This is a genomic window from Microbacterium sp. ANT_H45B, from assembly GCF_008369345.1.
Classification (GTDB): domain Bacteria; phylum Actinomycetota; class Actinomycetes; order Actinomycetales; family Microbacteriaceae; genus Microbacterium.
Map to the genome: position 1 here is coordinate 1126021 of NZ_VOBK01000002.1, position 15106 is coordinate 1141126.

The 15106-nt window shown below is 68.6% G+C and carries 17 protein-coding genes; 9 read left to right on the top strand and 8 right to left on the bottom strand.

Annotation, left to right across the window (positions count from 1 at the left end):
* Positions 1–5: 5 nt before the first annotated feature.
* On the bottom strand, positions 6–305 hold the full coding sequence (locus tag FQ142_RS11880; protein WP_056416079.1) for a hypothetical protein: 300 nt from the start codon (positions 303–305) through the stop codon (positions 6–8).
* Positions 306–463: 158 nt separating this feature from the next.
* Positions 464–1450 carry a class II fructose-bisphosphatase gene (gene glpX, locus FQ142_RS11885; protein WP_056416076.1) on the bottom strand — a complete coding sequence of 329 codons (987 nt, stop codon included), beginning with the start codon at positions 1448–1450 and terminating at the stop codon, positions 464–466.
* Between the two features lie 185 nt (positions 1451–1635).
* On the opposite strand from glpX, the gene fbaA reads away from it, so the two are divergent.
* Positions 1636–2664 (top strand): class II fructose-bisphosphate aldolase, encoded by a 1029-nt coding sequence (fbaA, locus tag FQ142_RS11890; RefSeq protein ID WP_045255567.1) that lies wholly within the window; start codon positions 1636–1638, stop codon positions 2662–2664.
* Between the two features lie 67 nt (positions 2665–2731).
* Here fbaA and FQ142_RS11895 read toward each other — a convergent pair whose 3' ends face one another.
* The 3 genes from FQ142_RS11895 to FQ142_RS11905 form a co-directional block, all read right to left on the bottom strand.
* Positions 2732–3274, bottom strand: a complete 543-nt coding sequence (locus FQ142_RS11895; RefSeq protein WP_149423404.1) for a DUF6264 family protein — start codon at positions 3272–3274, stop codon at positions 2732–2734.
* A gap of 256 nt (positions 3275–3530) precedes the next feature.
* Complete coding sequence (locus FQ142_RS11900) at positions 3531–4322, bottom strand: IclR family transcriptional regulator (RefSeq protein WP_149423405.1); 792 nt, start codon at positions 4320–4322, stop codon at positions 3531–3533.
* 2 nt (positions 4323–4324) lie between these two features.
* Complete coding sequence (locus FQ142_RS11905) at positions 4325–5404, bottom strand: 4-hydroxy-3-methylbut-2-enyl diphosphate reductase (RefSeq protein WP_188042376.1); 1080 nt, start codon at positions 5402–5404, stop codon at positions 4325–4327.
* A gap of 54 nt (positions 5405–5458) precedes the next feature.
* On the opposite strand from FQ142_RS11905, the gene xseA reads away from it, so the two are divergent.
* The 6 genes from xseA to FQ142_RS11935 all read left to right on the top strand — a co-directional run bounded on the left by xseA (position 5459) and on the right by FQ142_RS11935 (position 10840).
* The gene (gene xseA / locus FQ142_RS11910; RefSeq protein WP_149423406.1) at positions 5459–6751 is read left to right on the top strand and encodes an exodeoxyribonuclease VII large subunit; all 1293 of its coding nucleotides are present in this window, start codon (positions 5459–5461) and stop codon (positions 6749–6751) included.
* 31 nt (positions 6752–6782) lie between these two features.
* Positions 6783–7031 (top strand): exodeoxyribonuclease VII small subunit, encoded by a 249-nt coding sequence (locus FQ142_RS11915; protein WP_056416062.1) that lies wholly within the window; start codon positions 6783–6785, stop codon positions 7029–7031.
* On the top strand, positions 7028–7672 hold the full coding sequence (locus FQ142_RS11920; RefSeq protein WP_082539329.1) for a DUF4245 family protein: 645 nt from the start codon (positions 7028–7030) through the stop codon (positions 7670–7672). Before FQ142_RS11915 ends, FQ142_RS11920 begins: the two co-directional genes overlap by 4 nt.
* Entirely contained in the window at positions 7669–8343 is a 675-nt protein-coding gene (locus tag FQ142_RS11925; protein WP_149423407.1) for a carbonic anhydrase, read from the top strand. Before FQ142_RS11920 ends, FQ142_RS11925 begins: the two co-directional genes overlap by 4 nt.
* Positions 8340–9749 (top strand): class II fumarate hydratase, encoded by a 1410-nt coding sequence (locus tag FQ142_RS11930; protein WP_056416059.1) that lies wholly within the window; start codon positions 8340–8342, stop codon positions 9747–9749. Before FQ142_RS11925 ends, FQ142_RS11930 begins: the two co-directional genes overlap by 4 nt.
* Before the next feature lie 257 nt (positions 9750–10006).
* Positions 10007–10840, top strand: a complete 834-nt coding sequence (locus FQ142_RS11935) for a type IV toxin-antitoxin system AbiEi family antitoxin domain-containing protein (RefSeq protein ID WP_149423408.1) — start codon at positions 10007–10009, stop codon at positions 10838–10840.
* Between the two features lie 208 nt (positions 10841–11048).
* On the opposite strand, the gene FQ142_RS11940 is transcribed toward FQ142_RS11935, so the two are convergent.
* Both FQ142_RS11940 and FQ142_RS11945 read right to left on the bottom strand, forming a co-directional pair.
* Positions 11049–12431, bottom strand: coding sequence for a PhoH family protein (locus FQ142_RS11940; RefSeq protein ID WP_149423409.1), 1383 nt, complete (start codon positions 12429–12431; stop codon positions 11049–11051).
* 234 nt (positions 12432–12665) lie between these two features.
* Positions 12666–13445 (bottom strand): isoprenyl transferase, encoded by a 780-nt coding sequence (locus FQ142_RS11945; protein WP_056416050.1) that lies wholly within the window; start codon positions 13443–13445, stop codon positions 12666–12668.
* Between the two features lie 104 nt (positions 13446–13549).
* Between FQ142_RS11945 and trhA the strand changes: the two genes are divergently transcribed.
* Entirely contained in the window at positions 13550–14275 is a 726-nt protein-coding gene (trhA, locus tag FQ142_RS11950; protein ID WP_149423410.1) for a PAQR family membrane homeostasis protein TrhA, read from the top strand.
* Positions 14276–14291: 16 nt separating this feature from the next.
* On the opposite strand, the gene FQ142_RS11955 is transcribed toward trhA, so the two are convergent.
* Positions 14292–14576, bottom strand: a complete 285-nt coding sequence (locus FQ142_RS11955) for a hypothetical protein (protein WP_045255579.1) — start codon at positions 14574–14576, stop codon at positions 14292–14294.
* A gap of 70 nt (positions 14577–14646) precedes the next feature.
* Between FQ142_RS11955 and FQ142_RS11960 the strand changes: the two genes are divergently transcribed.
* The gene (locus FQ142_RS11960; protein ID WP_149423411.1) at positions 14647–15033 is read left to right on the top strand and encodes a DUF4307 domain-containing protein; all 387 of its coding nucleotides are present in this window, start codon (positions 14647–14649) and stop codon (positions 15031–15033) included.
* Positions 15034–15106 lie beyond the last annotated feature (73 nt).

The window sequence follows — 15106 nt, forward strand, 5'->3', positions numbered from 1 at the left end:
TGCCGTCAGGCGATACCCGGAACGCCGCTGAGCAGCAGGATGACGAGGCCGCTGGTGACGACGAAAGCGCCGATCATCCACCAGGAGCTGAGTTCATGACCTTCGTCGCGACGGACGCGGAAGAGGACGTCGGCGCGACGCGCGGGATCCGCGATGACGGGGGCCTTGACCACCGGCGGCGTAGGGACGTTGCTCGCGATCGGCGCGCCCGCTTCGTCGACCCTGACACGCATGATGCGCCCCGTGCTCGTCGTCACGATCTTGGTCGGAGTGGCTTTGGAGCCACTCGTGTGCTGCGTTGTCATCGGTCTGCCCTCCTGTGCCTGCGGTGCCTGGCGGCTCCGTCGACGGCGACAAATCCAGTGTCAATTGTGACACGGCGACCGGAGGAAGCCCGGTTCAGCGCCCCGCGACGCGGTACCGGGTCGGTAACGATGCCCGTGGCGCGGTCAGGCCAACCGTGTCAGAGCCACTTCGAGACGAGGTGCTCCGACGCGATCCTGCGCAGTGTTCCCGAGGCCCCGCGCAGCACGACGCTCTCGGTGTAGATGTAGCCGCCCTCGCGCCGGACCCCGGCCACGAGCTGGCCATCGGTGACACCGGTCGCGACGAAGATCGTGTTGTCACCGCGCACCAGATCATCGGCCTCGTAGACCTTGTCCATGTCGAGCCCCGCATCGATGCCCCGCTGGCGCTCCTCATCATCGCGCGGCCACAGGCGTCCCTGGATGTGCCCACCCAGCGCCTTGATCGCACAGGCGGTCACGATGCCCTCCGGGCTTCCGCCGACACCGACGCACATGTCGGTGCGCGCGGCGTGACGTGCGGCATTGATGCCACCGGCGACGTCGCCGTCGCTCATCAGGCGGGTTCCGGCACCCGCATCCCGGATCTCCTGGATCAACTTCTCGTGTCGGGGGCGATTCAGCACCGACACGACGATCTCGTCCACCGGCTTGCCGAGCGCTCCGGCGAGCTTGCGGATGTTCTCGCCGATCGGGAGGCGGATGTCGACGACTCCGACGCCCGCGGGCCCCGTGACCAGCTTGTCCATGTAGAACACGCTCGACGCGTCGAGCATCGATCCGCGGTCAGACACCGCGATGACCGAGAGCGCGTTCTGTCGTCCGGCGGCGGTGAGGGAGGTCCCGTCGATCGGGTCGACCGCGATGTCGCACTCCGGCCCCGTGCCGGTGCCGACCTCCTCGCCGTTGAAGAGCATGGGGGCGTTGTCCTTCTCGCCCTCACCGATGACCACCCGGCCCTGGAACGCGACGGTCCCGAGGAAGGCACGCATCGCATCGACGGCCGCACCGTCGGCAGCCTCCTTGGCTCCCCGACCGATGAAAGGCACGGCACGGATCGCCGCCGCCTCGGTCGCGCGCACCAGCTCCATCGCGAGGTTTCGATCGGGACGAAGAGGGCTCAGATCCGCAGTCAGACTCACCATGCGGCCAGCCTAGCCATCGGAACAGCTCCGACGGGGCGGTTTTCGTCCGTCCGGCGCTGAAGGAATCTCGTTTCTTAACAGGAGAGCATGGCGGAGATCGGACGCCGACCGGCGTCGACGACATCCGCGAGCCAGCCCCGATAGAGTGACTGCTGTCCCGGCTTCCCCTATCGCAGGAGTTTCTCATGCCCGTCGCCACCCCGGATCAGTACGCCGAAATGCTCGACCGCGCGAAGGCCGGCGGCTTCGCGTACCCGGCTTTCAACGTCTCGAGCTCGCAGACGATCAACTCCGTCCTGCAGGGCCTCACCGAGGCCGGCTCCGACGGCATCATCCAGGTCACCACCGGCGGTGCCGACTACTTCGCCGGCCACACGGTGAAGGCACGCGCGACCGGCGCGCTCGCCTTCGCCCGCTACGCCACCGAGGTCGCCAAGAACTACCCGGTCACCGTCGCCCTGCACACCGACCACTGCCCGAAGGACGCCCTCGCCGGCTTCGTCGAGCCGCTGATCGCCGCGTCCGAAGAAGAGGTCAAGGCCGGACGCAACCCGATCTTCCAGTCGCACATGTGGGACGGCTCGGCCGTCCCGCTCGCGGAGAACATCGAGATCGCCAAGGATCTGCTCCCCCGCATGAAGAACATCAACGCCATCCTCGAGGTCGAGATCGGCGTCGTCGGCGGCGAGGAGGACGGCGTGCAGCACGAGGGCTCGAACGAGGCCCTGTACACCACGTTCGCCGATGTCGACCAGGCCGTTCAGGCGCTCGGTCTCGGCGAGCAGGGTCGCTACATCGCGGCCCTGACGTTCGGCAACGTGCACGGCGTCTACAAGCCGGGCGGGGTCAAGCTGCGGCCCGAGCTGCTGGGTGAGATCCAGGAGCAGGTCGCCGCGAAGTACAACACCGGAGCGAAGCCGCTCGACCTCGTCTTCCACGGCGGGTCCGGCTCGACCGACGACGAGATCGCCCTCGCGGTGGCCAACGGCGTCATCAAGATGAACATCGACACCGACACGCAGTACGCCTACACGCGCGCGATCGCCGACTACATGTTCAAGAACTACGACGGCGTGCTCAAGGTCGACGGCGAGGTCGGCAACAAGAAGCTGTACGACCCCCGCGCCTGGGGCAAGGTCGCCGAGACGGCGATGGCCGCTCGCGTGCTCGAGTCCACGCGTCAGCTCGGCTCGTACGGCCAGTCCCAGAGCTGACCCGCAGACGCGGAACACGACGATGCCCCCGACCGATCCGGTCGGGGGCATCGTCGTGTGATCGGCGCTACTGCCCGGCGGTCTTCGCGACGAAGTCGATGAACGCCGGGTCGTTCATCAGCGGGATCGCCGCGCAGACCGACGCCACCAGCAGGGTCATGGCACCGCCGGCCAGGGGCACCCACCACGCCACCTTGCGGCTGCGCAGACGACGGACCGAGAACATCGCCGTGAGCGACCATCCGACGATGAGGACGATCGAGGCGATGGTCCCCCAGAGCTTCCCCTGCGCATAGTTCGTGAACTCGCCGTCGACGCCGAGCGCGTCCATCATCTGATTCATCGCCGTCGGGAAGTCGAGGTACGACACCGCGGTCACGGCGACGTTCACCAGGCCGTAGGCGAGCAGAGCGATGGTGACGAGACGGTCGACAGGACGCCGGCGAGGCGCATCCGTGCGGCCACCCGCCCTCGGAGCTCCCGTCCCGGCGCCGGGCACGGCCTCGGCGGGAGCGGGCGGCGCAACCTCGCCGAGCGGCGGCAGCCCTGCTGCTCGGCGCTGCTCTTCGATGGTCGCGATTTCGCCGTACTGCGGCCGCTGGTCCGTCATCCCGACATGCTATCCGTCCGGCCTCTGCACGACTCTCAGGATGCAGGCCCCGAAAATGATGGCGGCCCCGGAGAAGTGGGGACTCCTCGGGGCCGCGGACTCGGAGCGCTGGGGACGCTCGTCATCCAAGTGGGCGAGGAACGCTGGGGACGTTCCGTCACCTGTAGTGCCGTTTGCACATGCGACTACCCTCAACACTCTAGGAAAGCGCGTGCCGATCCGCTAGTGGCAGTTCTTCAGATAGTGAAGAACGTGCTCAGAGGGCGGCGCTCAGTCCGGGGGCTCCCCCGGTCAAGCCGTCCGCACCCAGCTGTAGGGCCAGCCTCCGGGCGGTCTGAGTGAGCGTCGCCACGAGACCACGCCCCGCGTGCGCCTGCTCGACGGGGAGCGAGATCGCCAGGGACGCCCGGATGTTCGGCGCGATCACGGGGACAGCGACGCAGGCGTTGCCGATCGCGTACTCCTCGCGGTCCACGGTGAACCCCGGCGACCGTTCGAGCTCCGCCAGCAGCGCGCGCGGGTCCTTGATCGTACGGGGTGTCAGTTCCTCCAGGCGGTGGCGCGACAGATAGTCGAGACGCTCGGCACCGGTGAGGTCGGTGAGGATCTGCTTGCCCAGCGCCGTGGCGTGCGCGCTCGACTCGAGGGCGACCGACAGATCGATCCGCGGCCGTTCCGCGGCATCGACGATGTCGATCAGATGCACCTCGCCCTCGTGATACCTCGACAGATATGCGGTGGCGCCGACGTCTTCGGTGACCTGACGCAGCGCGACGCGCACTCGCGCGAGAAGGACACCGCCGGCATCCGGACGCGACTGGAACATCGGGAGGTGCTCCCCGAGCACCAGTCCCTCGGGCTCGGTGGCGAGGTATCCCTCGTGGATCAGCGTGCGCACGAGGTTGTACGTGGTGCCCTGCGTGAGGCCGGTGAGCATCGCGAGGGTCTTGACCGGCACGGGGCGGGGGGAGTTCGCGACGATGTCGACGAGTCGCAGCGCACGCTGGACCGACCCGATGAGGGTCGGCGCCGCCTCGGTGCCGGGCACCGTCAGGCGCCTCCGCCGGAAGCGCGTCCACCCAACGCACGAGCATCGCGCTGGCCGGAGGCGTCCTGTCGCAGTTCCTTCGGCAACGAGAACATGAGGTCCTCCTCCGCCGTCTTGACCTCTTCGACATCGCGGTAGCCCGCGCCGTCGAGCGCGTCGAGCACCTCGCGCACGAGAACCTCGGGAACCGAGGCGCCGCTGGTGACGCCCACCGTGGCGACGCCGTCGAGCCACTCCTGCTTGACCTCTTCGGCGTAGTCCACCCGGTAGGCGGCCTTCGCTCCGTACTCGAGGGCGACCTCGACCAGTCGCACCGAGTTCGAGGAGTTCGACGAGCCGACCACGATCACGAGATCGGCGTTCGCCGCGACCTTCTTGATCGCGACCTGGCGGTTCTGCGTCGCGTAACAGATGTCGTCGGACGGCGGATTGTGCATCTCGGGGAAACGGGCGCGCAGACGGTTGACCGTCTCCATGGTCTCGTCGACAGACAGAGTGGTCTGCGAGAGCCACACGACCTTCGACGGGTCCTTCACCTGGACCGTGTCGGCTTCGTCGGGAGAGTTCACGATCGTCACATGCTCGGGCGCCTCGCCCGCCGTGCCCTCGACCTCCTCATGGCCCTCATGGCCGATGAGCAGGATCTCGAAGTCGTCGCGTGCGAAGCGCACGGCCTCGCGGTGCACCTTCGTGACGAGGGGGCAGGTCGCATCGATGGCATGCAGTCCGCGGTCGGATGCGGCATCGACGACCGCGGGCGAGACCCCGTGGGCGCTGAAGACGACGTGAGCGCCCTCGGGAACCTCATCGACCTCCTCGACGAAGATCGCACCCTTGTCCTCGAGCTCGGTCACCACGTGGATGTTGTGCACGATCTGCTTGCGCACATACACGGGGGCTCCATAGCGCTCCAGAGCCTTCTCGACGGCGACCACCGCGCGGTCGACGCCGGCGCAGTACCCGCGAGGAGCGGCGAGCAGAACACGCTTGTTGCCCGCCACCGGGTTATCCTGAAGCCGCCCCGCCGCCCCACGTACTCGTGGAACGCGCGGAAGGGGCAGATGAACGGCAGTCGAGGTCACACGCCAATTCTACCGCCGAGAACCTGAGCAGGAGCGGGAAGGTGCACTGAGCGGATGACGGTCTTCGAAGCGTCCACGGGCCCGGGTGAGACTCCCCCGGCGGATGCGGTCGCTCCGCGCGACTCGACGGCGGATGCTCCGACCTCGGTCGCCCGGCTCAACGGCACGATCCGCGACTTCATCGCGCGCTGGAACACCGTGTGGGTCGAGGGCGAGATCACGTCGTGGAACGTGCGAGGCGGCAACATCTTCGCCCGCCTCAAGGACACCCGCTCGGATGCTCAGATCTCGATCCGGATCTGGTCGAGCGTGCGCCCCCGGATCCCCGGGGACCTCGCTGTCGGTGACCACGTCGTCGCGGCGGTCAAGGCGGACTACTTCGTGAAGGCGGGCGACTTCAGCTTCGCGGTCTCCGCCATGAAGCACGTGGGACTGGGAGACCAGCTCGAGCGTCTGGAGAAGCTGCGGCTGCAGCTGCGCCAGGAGGGCCTGTTCGATCAGGCCCGCAAGAAGCGGCTGCCCTTCCTCCCCCACGTGATCGGGCTGATCACAGGCGAGAAGTCCGACGCGGAGAAGGACGTGCACCGCAATGCGGAGCTGCGGTGGCCGCAGGTCCGGTTCCGCACCGAGTACGCGGCGGTGCAGGGCGATCGCTGCGTGCCCGAGACCCTCGCCGCGCTCGCTCGGCTCGATGCCGACCCCGACGTCGATGTGATCGTCATCGCCCGCGGTGGCGGCGACCCGCAGACCCTGCTCGGATTCAGCGACGAGCGCCTGGTGCGCGCCGTGGCCGCGGCATCCACCCCCGTCGTCAGCGCGATCGGGCATGAGAACGACCACCCTCTGCTCGACGATGTCGCCGACCTCCGGGCATCGACGCCCACCGACGCCGCGAAGCGGGTCGTGCCGGATGTCAGCGAGCAGCGTGCGCTGATCGCCCAGTTGCGCTCGCGGGCGACGAGCCGGCTGACGCAGCGGCTGTCGCACGACATCGCCCAGCTCGAGCAGCTGCGCTCCCGCCCGGCGCTGCGCTCCCCCGATCCCATCATCGACTCGCGCTCGCAGGACGTGTGGCTGCTGCTCTCGCGAGGGCGCGACACGATCACGCGGCGCCTGGACTCCGCCGGGCGGGCGACCAGCGAGCTGCGGGCGTCGCTGCGCGCCCTCTCGCCGGCCGCCACTCTCGCACGCGGCTACGCGATCGCCCATCTGGAGGGCGGTGTGATCCTCCGCGACGCCGCGGATGCGCCGGCCGGCAGCGCCCTGACCATCACCGTCGACCGCGGCTCCGTCGCCGCCCGTTCCGAAGGCGAGATCGACGAGGCATCGGCACCCTCCGCCGAATGAGCGATCCCCGCGCACGGCGTAGGATGAAGGGGTGACTGCGCTGAACGACACCCCTGTGGACACCCTGTCGTTCGAGGCCGCTCGCGATGAGCTCGTGAGGGTCGTCTCCGAACTCGAACAGGGCGCTCCCACCCTCGAGCAGTCCCTTGCCCTCTGGGAACGAGGCGAGTCGCTCGCCGCGCGCTGCGAGGAATGGCTGCTCGGCGCGAAGCGCCGGCTCGAGGCCGCCCGCACCGAGGCATCCGACTCCGCCGCCCCGTCCGGCGAGGACGCATCGTGAACAAGCCCGCACCGATCGTCGCCGAACTCGGACGCCCCGAGACCCCGGCAGAGACCGCCGCACGCAAGGCCGCCTCGAGCAAGGCCTACCGGTCGAGCCAGACCGTGCGCAGCCTTGTCGCGGCGCTGATCGCCACCCTCGCCATCGTCGCCGTGATCGTGTTCGCCGTTCCCCGAGGCGAGCCCGCGACCACCAGGACCATCGACATGGTCGGCATCGCGGCCGACGTCGAGTCCACCGTGGACAGCGCCGTGATCGTGCCGGATCTCGACGGCTTCTGGCGCGTCAACGCCGCAGGCCTCACCAGCGGCGCGACCGCTGTATGGGATGTCACCCTGGCCCCGTCCGCGCAGAACGAGCGCGGCTTCATCAAGTTCGCGCAGGCGTTCGACGCCGACTCCTCGTGGGCGCCGCAGCGACTCAACGGCACGGCCGCCACCGACACGATCTCGATCGGCGGCCTGGAGTGGGACGTCTACCCCCTCGGCGACGCCGGTGCGAAGCAGAACATCACCTACGCGATCGGCACCCAGGCCGGAGACGACTACGTGCTGCTCTACGGTTCCCGCTCGGCTGATTCGACCGCCGAGCTGGCCGAGTCCCTCGTCCCCCAGATCCGCGATCTCTCGGAGACCTCATGACCCACGCGCTCACGCCCACCGCCGCCTGGATCCAGATGCAGGAGGGCAACCGACGCTTCGTCGACGACGCTCCCCAGCACCCGAACCAGGACGTCGCGCGCCGCCGGCACCTGGCCGCGGCGCAGCATCCGGTCGCCACGCTTTTCGGATGCTCGGACTCGCGCCTGGCCGCCGAGATCATCTTCGACCTCGGACTGGGCGACCTGTTCGTGGTGCGCAACGCCGGACAGGTGATCGGAGAGTCGATCGTCGCGAGTCTCGAATACGCCGTGGCCGTGCTGGAGGTGCCGCTGATCGTCGTGCTCGCCCACGACTCGTGCGGTGCGGTCCGGGCCGCGATCGACGGGACCGCGATCGACGCCGCTCCTCTGCCCCCGCACATCTGGAAGCTCATCGCCCCGATCGTCCCGGCCGCGCGCAAGGTGCTGGTCGAGAACGGCGGGAGCACCGTCGACGAGATCGACGCCGATCTCGTCGGCGAGGAGCACCTCCGCAACACCGTCAGCGATCTGCTGCAGTCGTCCGAGGTGATCTCCCAGGCCGTCGCCGAGGGCCGTCTGGGCATCGTCGGCGCCAATTACCGCCTGGCCGAGGGCACCGCGGTGCCCATCATCACGGTCGGGATCGACACCGAGGGGCACGACCCCGCAACCAAGGAGGGTTCGGAATGACCGACCAGCACAGCGGAGCGCAGGAATACCGCATCGAGCACGACACCATGGGTGAGGTACGGGTGCCCGTCAACGCCCTGTACGGTGCGCAGACGCAGCGCGCCGTGGAGAACTTCCCGATCTCCGGCAAGGGCCTCGAGTCGACGCAGATCGCCGCCCTCGCGCGCATCAAGAAGGCTGCGGCGCTCGCCAACAAGCAGCTCGGCACCCTCGACGGCGCGATCGCCGACGCCATCGCGCAGGCCGCCGACCAGGTAGCCACCGGCGCGCACGACGCCGAGTTCCCCGTCGACACCTACCAGACGGGGTCGGGGACGTCGTCGAACATGAACATGAACGAGGTGCTCGCGACGCTCGCGACCCGCATCCTCGGCGCCGACGTGCACCCCAACGACCACGTGAACGCCTCGCAGTCGTCGAACGACGTGTTCCCGACCTCCGTGCACATCGCCGTGACGCAGGCGCTCATCGACACCCTCATCCCCGCGCTCGACCACCTCGCCGTGGCCTTCGAGGCCAAGGCGGAGCTGTGGAAGGACGCCGTCAAGTCCGGCCGCACGCACCTCATGGACGCGACGCCGGTCACTCTCGGCCAGGAGTTCGGCGGCTATGCACGTCAGATGCGCCTGGGCATCGAGCGCGTGCAGTCGGCCCTCCCGCGCGTCGCCGAGGTGCCCCTCGGCGGTACGGCGACCGGAACCGGCATCAACACCCCGCTCGGGTTCCCGCAGAAGGTCATCGAGCTGCTCGCGGCCGAGACCGAACTGCCCATCACCGAGGCGAAGGACCACTTCGAGGCTCAGGCCAACCGCGACGGTCTCGTCGAGGCCTCCGGCGCCCTGCGCACCATCGCGGTGTCGCTCACGAAGATCAACAACGACCTGCGCTGGATGGGATCCGGCCCGAACACGGGTCTCGGCGAGCTGCACATCCCCGACCTGCAGCCCGGGTCGTCGATCATGCCCGGCAAGGTCAACCCGGTCGTCCCCGAGGCGGTGCTCATGGTGTGCGCACGCGTGATCGGCAACGACGCGACGGTCGCCTGGGCCGGAGCATCCGGATCCTTCGAGCTCAACGTCGCGATCCCCGTCATGGGCACGGCAGTCCTGGAGTCCATCCGTCTTCTCGCCAACGCCTCGCGCGTGCTCGCCGACAAGACCGTCGACGGCCTGCAGGCGAACCTCGACCGGGCCGCCGCGTTCGCCGGCATGAGCCCGTCGATCGTCACCCCGCTCAACAAGCTGATCGGCTACGAGGCGGCGGCGAAGATCGCCAAGCACGCCGTGGCCCAGGGCATCACGGTGCGCGACGCCGTGATCGACCTCGGCTATGTCGAGCGCGGCGACCTGACGATCGAGCAGCTCGACGAGAAGCTCGACCTGCTCTCGATGACCCACCCCGGGTGATCGTCTCCCGCTGACGCCCCTTCCGGGAACCCCGGCTCGGCTCTCCCACTTCGGGGGGCCGCTCTCACACTTCGGGGGCCGACACGCCAGATCACAGCCGCGACACACGATGCGGTTGGACATCTGGCGTGTCGGCCCCCCGTTTTGCGCACCCCACCTGCTCTCCCCAGACCTGAGATTCTGCGAGTTCTCCCCGGATGCCGGCGCGGACGGCCGGCCCGGATGCCGCCGTGCGGCGACCCCGCGACACTGGGTCGATGCTCTCACCCCACGACGTCCTCACCACCCTCGGCGGGATCGCACGAGGGACCACGCTGCAGAGCTTCGGCGTCACCCGTCAACGCCTCTCCCAGGCCACGAGACGCGGAGAGATCGAACGCGTGCGTCCAGGACTCTTCGCAGCGGTCTCGGTGCGAAGCGACGTTCGCGAGGCCGCGCTGCACGGCGGCGCCCTCGCCTGCACATCGGCTCTGCGCGCGCACGGCATCTGGGTGCTCGACGAGGGCACGCGGCCGCACGTGTGGATCGGCCGGCGCGGCCGCCGGATGGAGCACGAAGGATGCCGATGTGTCAGCCACTACTTCCGCGGAGACGTTCCGCTGGGTCTCGTCACCATCGAGACCGCGCTCATCCAGCTACACGACTGTCAAGGCGATGAGGCGTTCTTCGCATCGCTGGAGTCCGCCCTCAACCTCTGCCGCGTCAGTCGCTCCGCCCTGCAGCGGATCCGTCGGTCGATCCCGTCCTACGCTCGCTGGCTGGTCGATCTCGCTCGCTCCGACGCACAGAGCGGACTCGAATCGTTGCTGCGATTCCGGCTTCATCTCCTCGGGTTCGTGCTCGCGTGCCAAGTGGACATCGGAGGGGTCGGACGTGTCGACTTCGTCATCGGGGACCGTCTGATCATCGAGGTCGACGGGCGGCAGAACCACACCGGTGCGAGGAGACACCGCGATCTGATGCGGGACGCCGCCGCATCCGCTGCCGGATACGAGACGCTGCGGTTCAGCTATGCCCAGGTCATCCATTCCTGGCCGGCCGTACAGGCTGCGATCCTGGGCGCCGTCACCCGCGAGCACGACCACGCATGACACATTTCGGGGGCCGACACGCCACATGTCGTTCCGATCGCACCGGAACGTCCGAGATCTGGCGTGTCGGCCCCCAAAATGGCACAGACGCTGACTGGGGCCGAACCCCGAGTCCCCGGACCCTGGGGCCGAACCCCGGGTCCCCGGACCCTGGGGCCGAACCCCGGGGCCCGGACCCGGGGCCCGGGACGGGCCCCGGGTCCCGGGGTCAGCTGAGCTCGCTGCCCTCCAGCAGTTCCGTGACCAGCGCCGCGATCGCCGACCGCTCCGAGCGCATCAGCGTGACGTGCGCGAACAGGTCGTGGCCCTTGAGCGTCTCGATCACACTCGCGATGCCGTCGTGACGACCGACGCGGAGGTTGTCCCGCTGGCCCACGTCGTGGGTGAGGATGACCCGCGAGTTCTGCCCCATGCGGCTGAGCACCGTCAGCAGCACATTGCGCTCGAGCGACTGGGCCTCATCGACGATCACGAACGCGTCGTGCAGGGAGCGTCCGCGGATGTGCGTGAGCGGCAGAACCTCGAGAAGACCGCGCTCGACGACCTCTTCGACCACGTTGCCGGAGACGACCGATCCGAGAGTGTCGAACACGGCCTGGCCCCACGGCCCCATCTTCTCGCCCTGGTCGCCAGGCAGGTAGCCGAGCTCCTGACCGCCCACCGCGAACAGCGGACGGAAGACGATGATCTTCTTCTGCTGCTGCCGCTCGAGAACCGCCTCGAGCCCGGCGCAGAGGGCGAGTGCCGACTTGCCCGTTCCCGCGCGACCGCCCAGCGAGACGATGCCCACGTCGGGATCGGTCAGGAGGTCGATCGCGATGCGCTGCTCGGCGGAGCGGCCGTGCATCCCGAAAACGTCGCGGTCGCCCCGCACAAGCCGGTACTCGCCGTCGCCCGTGACTCTGCCGAGGGCGGATCCACGCTCGGAGTGGATGATGAGCCCGGTGTTGACCGGCAGACCCCGGGCGTCCTCGCTGATCCCGACCTCGCTCTCGTAGAGGTCGCTGATCTCGTCGCCGGAGAGATCGAGGGTCGTGATGCCCGTCCAGCCCGAGTCCACCGCCTGCTCGGCGAGGTACTCCTCGGCCCGCAGGCCGAGCGACGCCGCCTTGACGCGCATCGGGAGGTCCTTCGAGACGATCGTGACATCCTGCCCGTCCTGGGCGAGGTGCATGGCCACGGACAGGATCCGCGTGTCATTGTCGCTCAGGCGGATGCCGGCGGGCAGCACCGAGGAATCGGTGTTCGCCAGCTCGACGCGGAGCGTGCCCCCTTCGCCGACCTCGACCGGGAAGTCCAGACGTCCGTGCTCGACCCGCAGATCGTCGAGGTGGCGAAGCGCCTGTCGAGCGAAGTAGCCGATCTCCGGGTCGTGACGCTTGCCCTCGAGCTCGGTGATGACCACGACGGGGAGTACGACCGAGTGCTCGGCGAATCGGAAGAACGCCTGCGGATCGCTCAGCAGGACCGACGTGTCGAGGACGTAGGTGCGCAGATCCTGATCCGGATCGGCTCCCCCTGCCCGTGACGTGGACTTACGGGTGGACTGCTGCGCGGTGCTTGCGGACTGCTGCGCTGTACGTGAGGTCACGACCCACTCCCGACCCGGGCATTCCCGGTAGTTCGAACGAGTCGACCAGGGGGTCACGAGTCGTAGACCTGAGGTCGACCCGACGGGCGCCTTGCCCGATGCCTTGAAGTTACGTCCAGGTGCCGACATTCGCCCGATCCGACACACCGCGGATTCGTTACGCGTTGATTAACGGTTCGTGTCGCAGGGTCAGGACCCGGGCCGTGCGTCGCGCGAGCGACGGCTCCACGGGGTTCAGCGGCCGAAACGTCGGTCGCGGTCGGCGAAGTCGCGGATCGCCCGCAGGAAGTCGACCTGGCGCAGATCCGGCCCGAGCGCCTCGACGAAGTAGAACTCGCTGTGCGCGCTCTGCCACAGCAGGAAGTCGCTGAGTCGCTGCTCGCCGCTCGTGCGGATCACCAGATCGGGGTCGGGCTGACCCCCGGTGTAGAGGTGCTCGCCGATCATCTCGGGCGTCAGGTGGGCTGCGAGATCCTCGATCGTGCCGCCGGACGCCTGGTGCGACGTCACGATGCTGCGCACGGCGTCGACGATCTCGTTGCGCCCGCCGTAGCCGACGGCGAGGTTCACGTGCAGACCGGTGTGATCGCGCGTGCGCTGTTCGGCGTCATCGAGCACCCTGGCCAGCTCCGGAGGAAGGATGTCGGAGCGGCCGACGTGCTTGACACGCCAGTTCGGCTCCTCCGACACGGCTTCGGCGAGTTCCGCGATGATCTCGATGAGATCGGCGAGCTCGGCGGAGTCGCGCTTGCGCAGGTTGTCGCTCGACAGCAGGTACAGCGACACCACCCGGATGCCGAGCTCGTCGCACCAGGCGAGGAACTCGCGCATCTTCGCCGCGCCCGCGCGGTGCCCCTCCGCGGGCGTCGCGTAACCGAGTTGACGAGCCCAGCGCCGGTTGCCGTCGATCATCATGGCGACGTGGTGCGGCACGGACGACGGGTCGAGATGGCGGCGCAGCCGGCTGGTGTACAGCCGGTACAGCGGGCCTCGCCCCTGGCCGTCGCGTGACATCACCTCCCTACGCTATCGTGCCCGACTGTGCGGGGCACGTGTGAGAGAGCAGCACCACCGGATATGTACGGTTCGCGGAATGCCCGCCGCAATAGAGTGGGGCCGTGAGCACTCCCGACTCGGCATCCGACCTCCCCCAGCTGCCGCTCCTCGAGGAGGCGGCGCACGACTCCGCGGTCGAGATCAGACCGACCTGGCGAGGGTGGATCCACGCGGCCACGTTCCCCGTCGCCATCGTGGCGGGCATCGTGCTGATCGCGGCCGCTCAGGGCGGGGCCGCCAAGTGGGCCGCGGCGGTGTTCATGGTGACGTCGATGCTGCTGTTCGGCAACTCGGCGCTGTACCACCGCTTCGACTGGAGCCCGAAGGTCAAGGTCACCCTCAAGCGCATCGACCACGCCAACATCTTCCTGCTGATCGCCGGCACGTACACGCCGCTGGCCGTGCTCGCGCTCCCCCCGCAGAAGGGGGCCCTGCTGCTCTCCCTCGTGTGGGGCGGCACCGTGGTCGGCATCCTCTTCCGCGTGTTCTGGATCAACGCCCCGCGCTGGCTCTACGTCGCGCTGTACCTGCTCATGGGCTGGGCCGCGGTGATGTTCATGGTCGATCTGTTCACGGCGAACGCGGTGATGATGGTGCTCGTCGTCGTCGGCGGACTGCTCTACACGGGCGGTGCGATCGTCTATGCGCTCAAGAAGCCCAACCCCTGGCCCGGCCACTTCGGCTTCCACGAGATCTTCCACGTGTGCACCGTGCTCGCGTTCCTCTGCCACTGGGCGGCGTGCCTGCTCATCGCCCTCGGCCCGCTGTCACCGTCCCTGGGCGCCTGATCTCCGCTGCGAGCGGTCAGCGCCTGTCGGGGTCGTCGTCGCCCTCGGTGACGATGGGCAGATCGGCATCGGTCTCGGTGGCCCGATCCGCGGCGAGGGCGGCCTCCTCGGCATCCAGCTCTTCCCTGACCTCTTCGCGGTAGCGCACCCGGCGGATCCGTCGGTTCATGTCGAGGATCAGCAGGATCACGGCGACCAGGATGATCACCACGGCGGCGAAGCCGACGAAGCCCGGGGTGACCAGCTGCGGGTCCACCGTCATCGTGGGGGTGGGCATCGGAGTCTCGGTCAGAGCGAGCATGGGGTTCTGCCTTTCCTGCGCAGGTCGCATAACCTGGTGTTACCAGCCTAACGACCGGAAGACCCGCCCCGTGACGACCGCAGAACAGCTCGACGCCCGCTATGGCCGTACCCGACGACGACGCGGCCCCTGGATCGTCTTCCTGACGATCGCCGTCGTGATCATCGCCGCGTTCGGGTGGTCGATCGTCACGACGCAGATGAACGCCGTCGATGCCGACGACCTCGGCTACGACCTCGTCGACGAGCACAGCGTGACCGTGCGCTTCCAGGTCACCGGGGTGCAGGGCAAGGATGTCGCGTGCGCGGTCGAAGCCCTCGACGAGGAGTTCGGCGTCGTCGGCTGGAAGGTCGTCGAGATCCCGGCCGGGGACAGCCATTCGCAGGCGCTGTCGGCCAGCGTGCCCACCGTGTCCGAGGCCACCACAGGTTTGGTGAACAGCTGCTGGGTCGCCTAGACTCATCGCAGACAGATGACGCCCTGGCACTGTGCCAGGGCGTCTTGGCATATCCCCCGCGGACCATCGCCGG

Coding starts and splice junctions, on each gene's coding strand:
- FQ142_RS11895 (WP_149423404.1), bottom strand. CDS start 3,274: ATGACGGACCAGCGGCCGCAGTACGGCGAAATCGCGACCATCGAAGAG.
- FQ142_RS11925 (WP_149423407.1), top strand. CDS start 7,669: ATGACCCACGCGCTCACGCCCACCGCCGCCTGGATCCAGATGCAGGAG.
- xseA (WP_149423406.1), top strand. CDS start 5,459: ATGACGGTCTTCGAAGCGTCCACGGGCCCGGGTGAGACTCCCCCGGCG.
- FQ142_RS11955 (WP_045255579.1), bottom strand. CDS start 14,576: ATGCTCGCTCTGACCGAGACTCCGATGCCCACCCCCACGATGACGGTG.
- FQ142_RS11930 (WP_056416059.1), top strand. CDS start 8,340: ATGACCGACCAGCACAGCGGAGCGCAGGAATACCGCATCGAGCACGAC.
- FQ142_RS11945 (WP_056416050.1), bottom strand. CDS start 13,445: ATGTCACGCGACGGCCAGGGGCGAGGCCCGCTGTACCGGCTGTACACC.
- FQ142_RS11880 (WP_056416079.1), bottom strand. CDS start 305: ATGACAACGCAGCACACGAGTGGCTCCAAAGCCACTCCGACCAAGATC.
- glpX (WP_056416076.1), bottom strand. CDS start 1,450: ATGGTGAGTCTGACTGCGGATCTGAGCCCTCTTCGTCCCGATCGAAAC.
- FQ142_RS11935 (WP_149423408.1), top strand. CDS start 10,007: ATGCTCTCACCCCACGACGTCCTCACCACCCTCGGCGGGATCGCACGA.
- fbaA (WP_045255567.1), top strand. CDS start 1,636: ATGCCCGTCGCCACCCCGGATCAGTACGCCGAAATGCTCGACCGCGCG.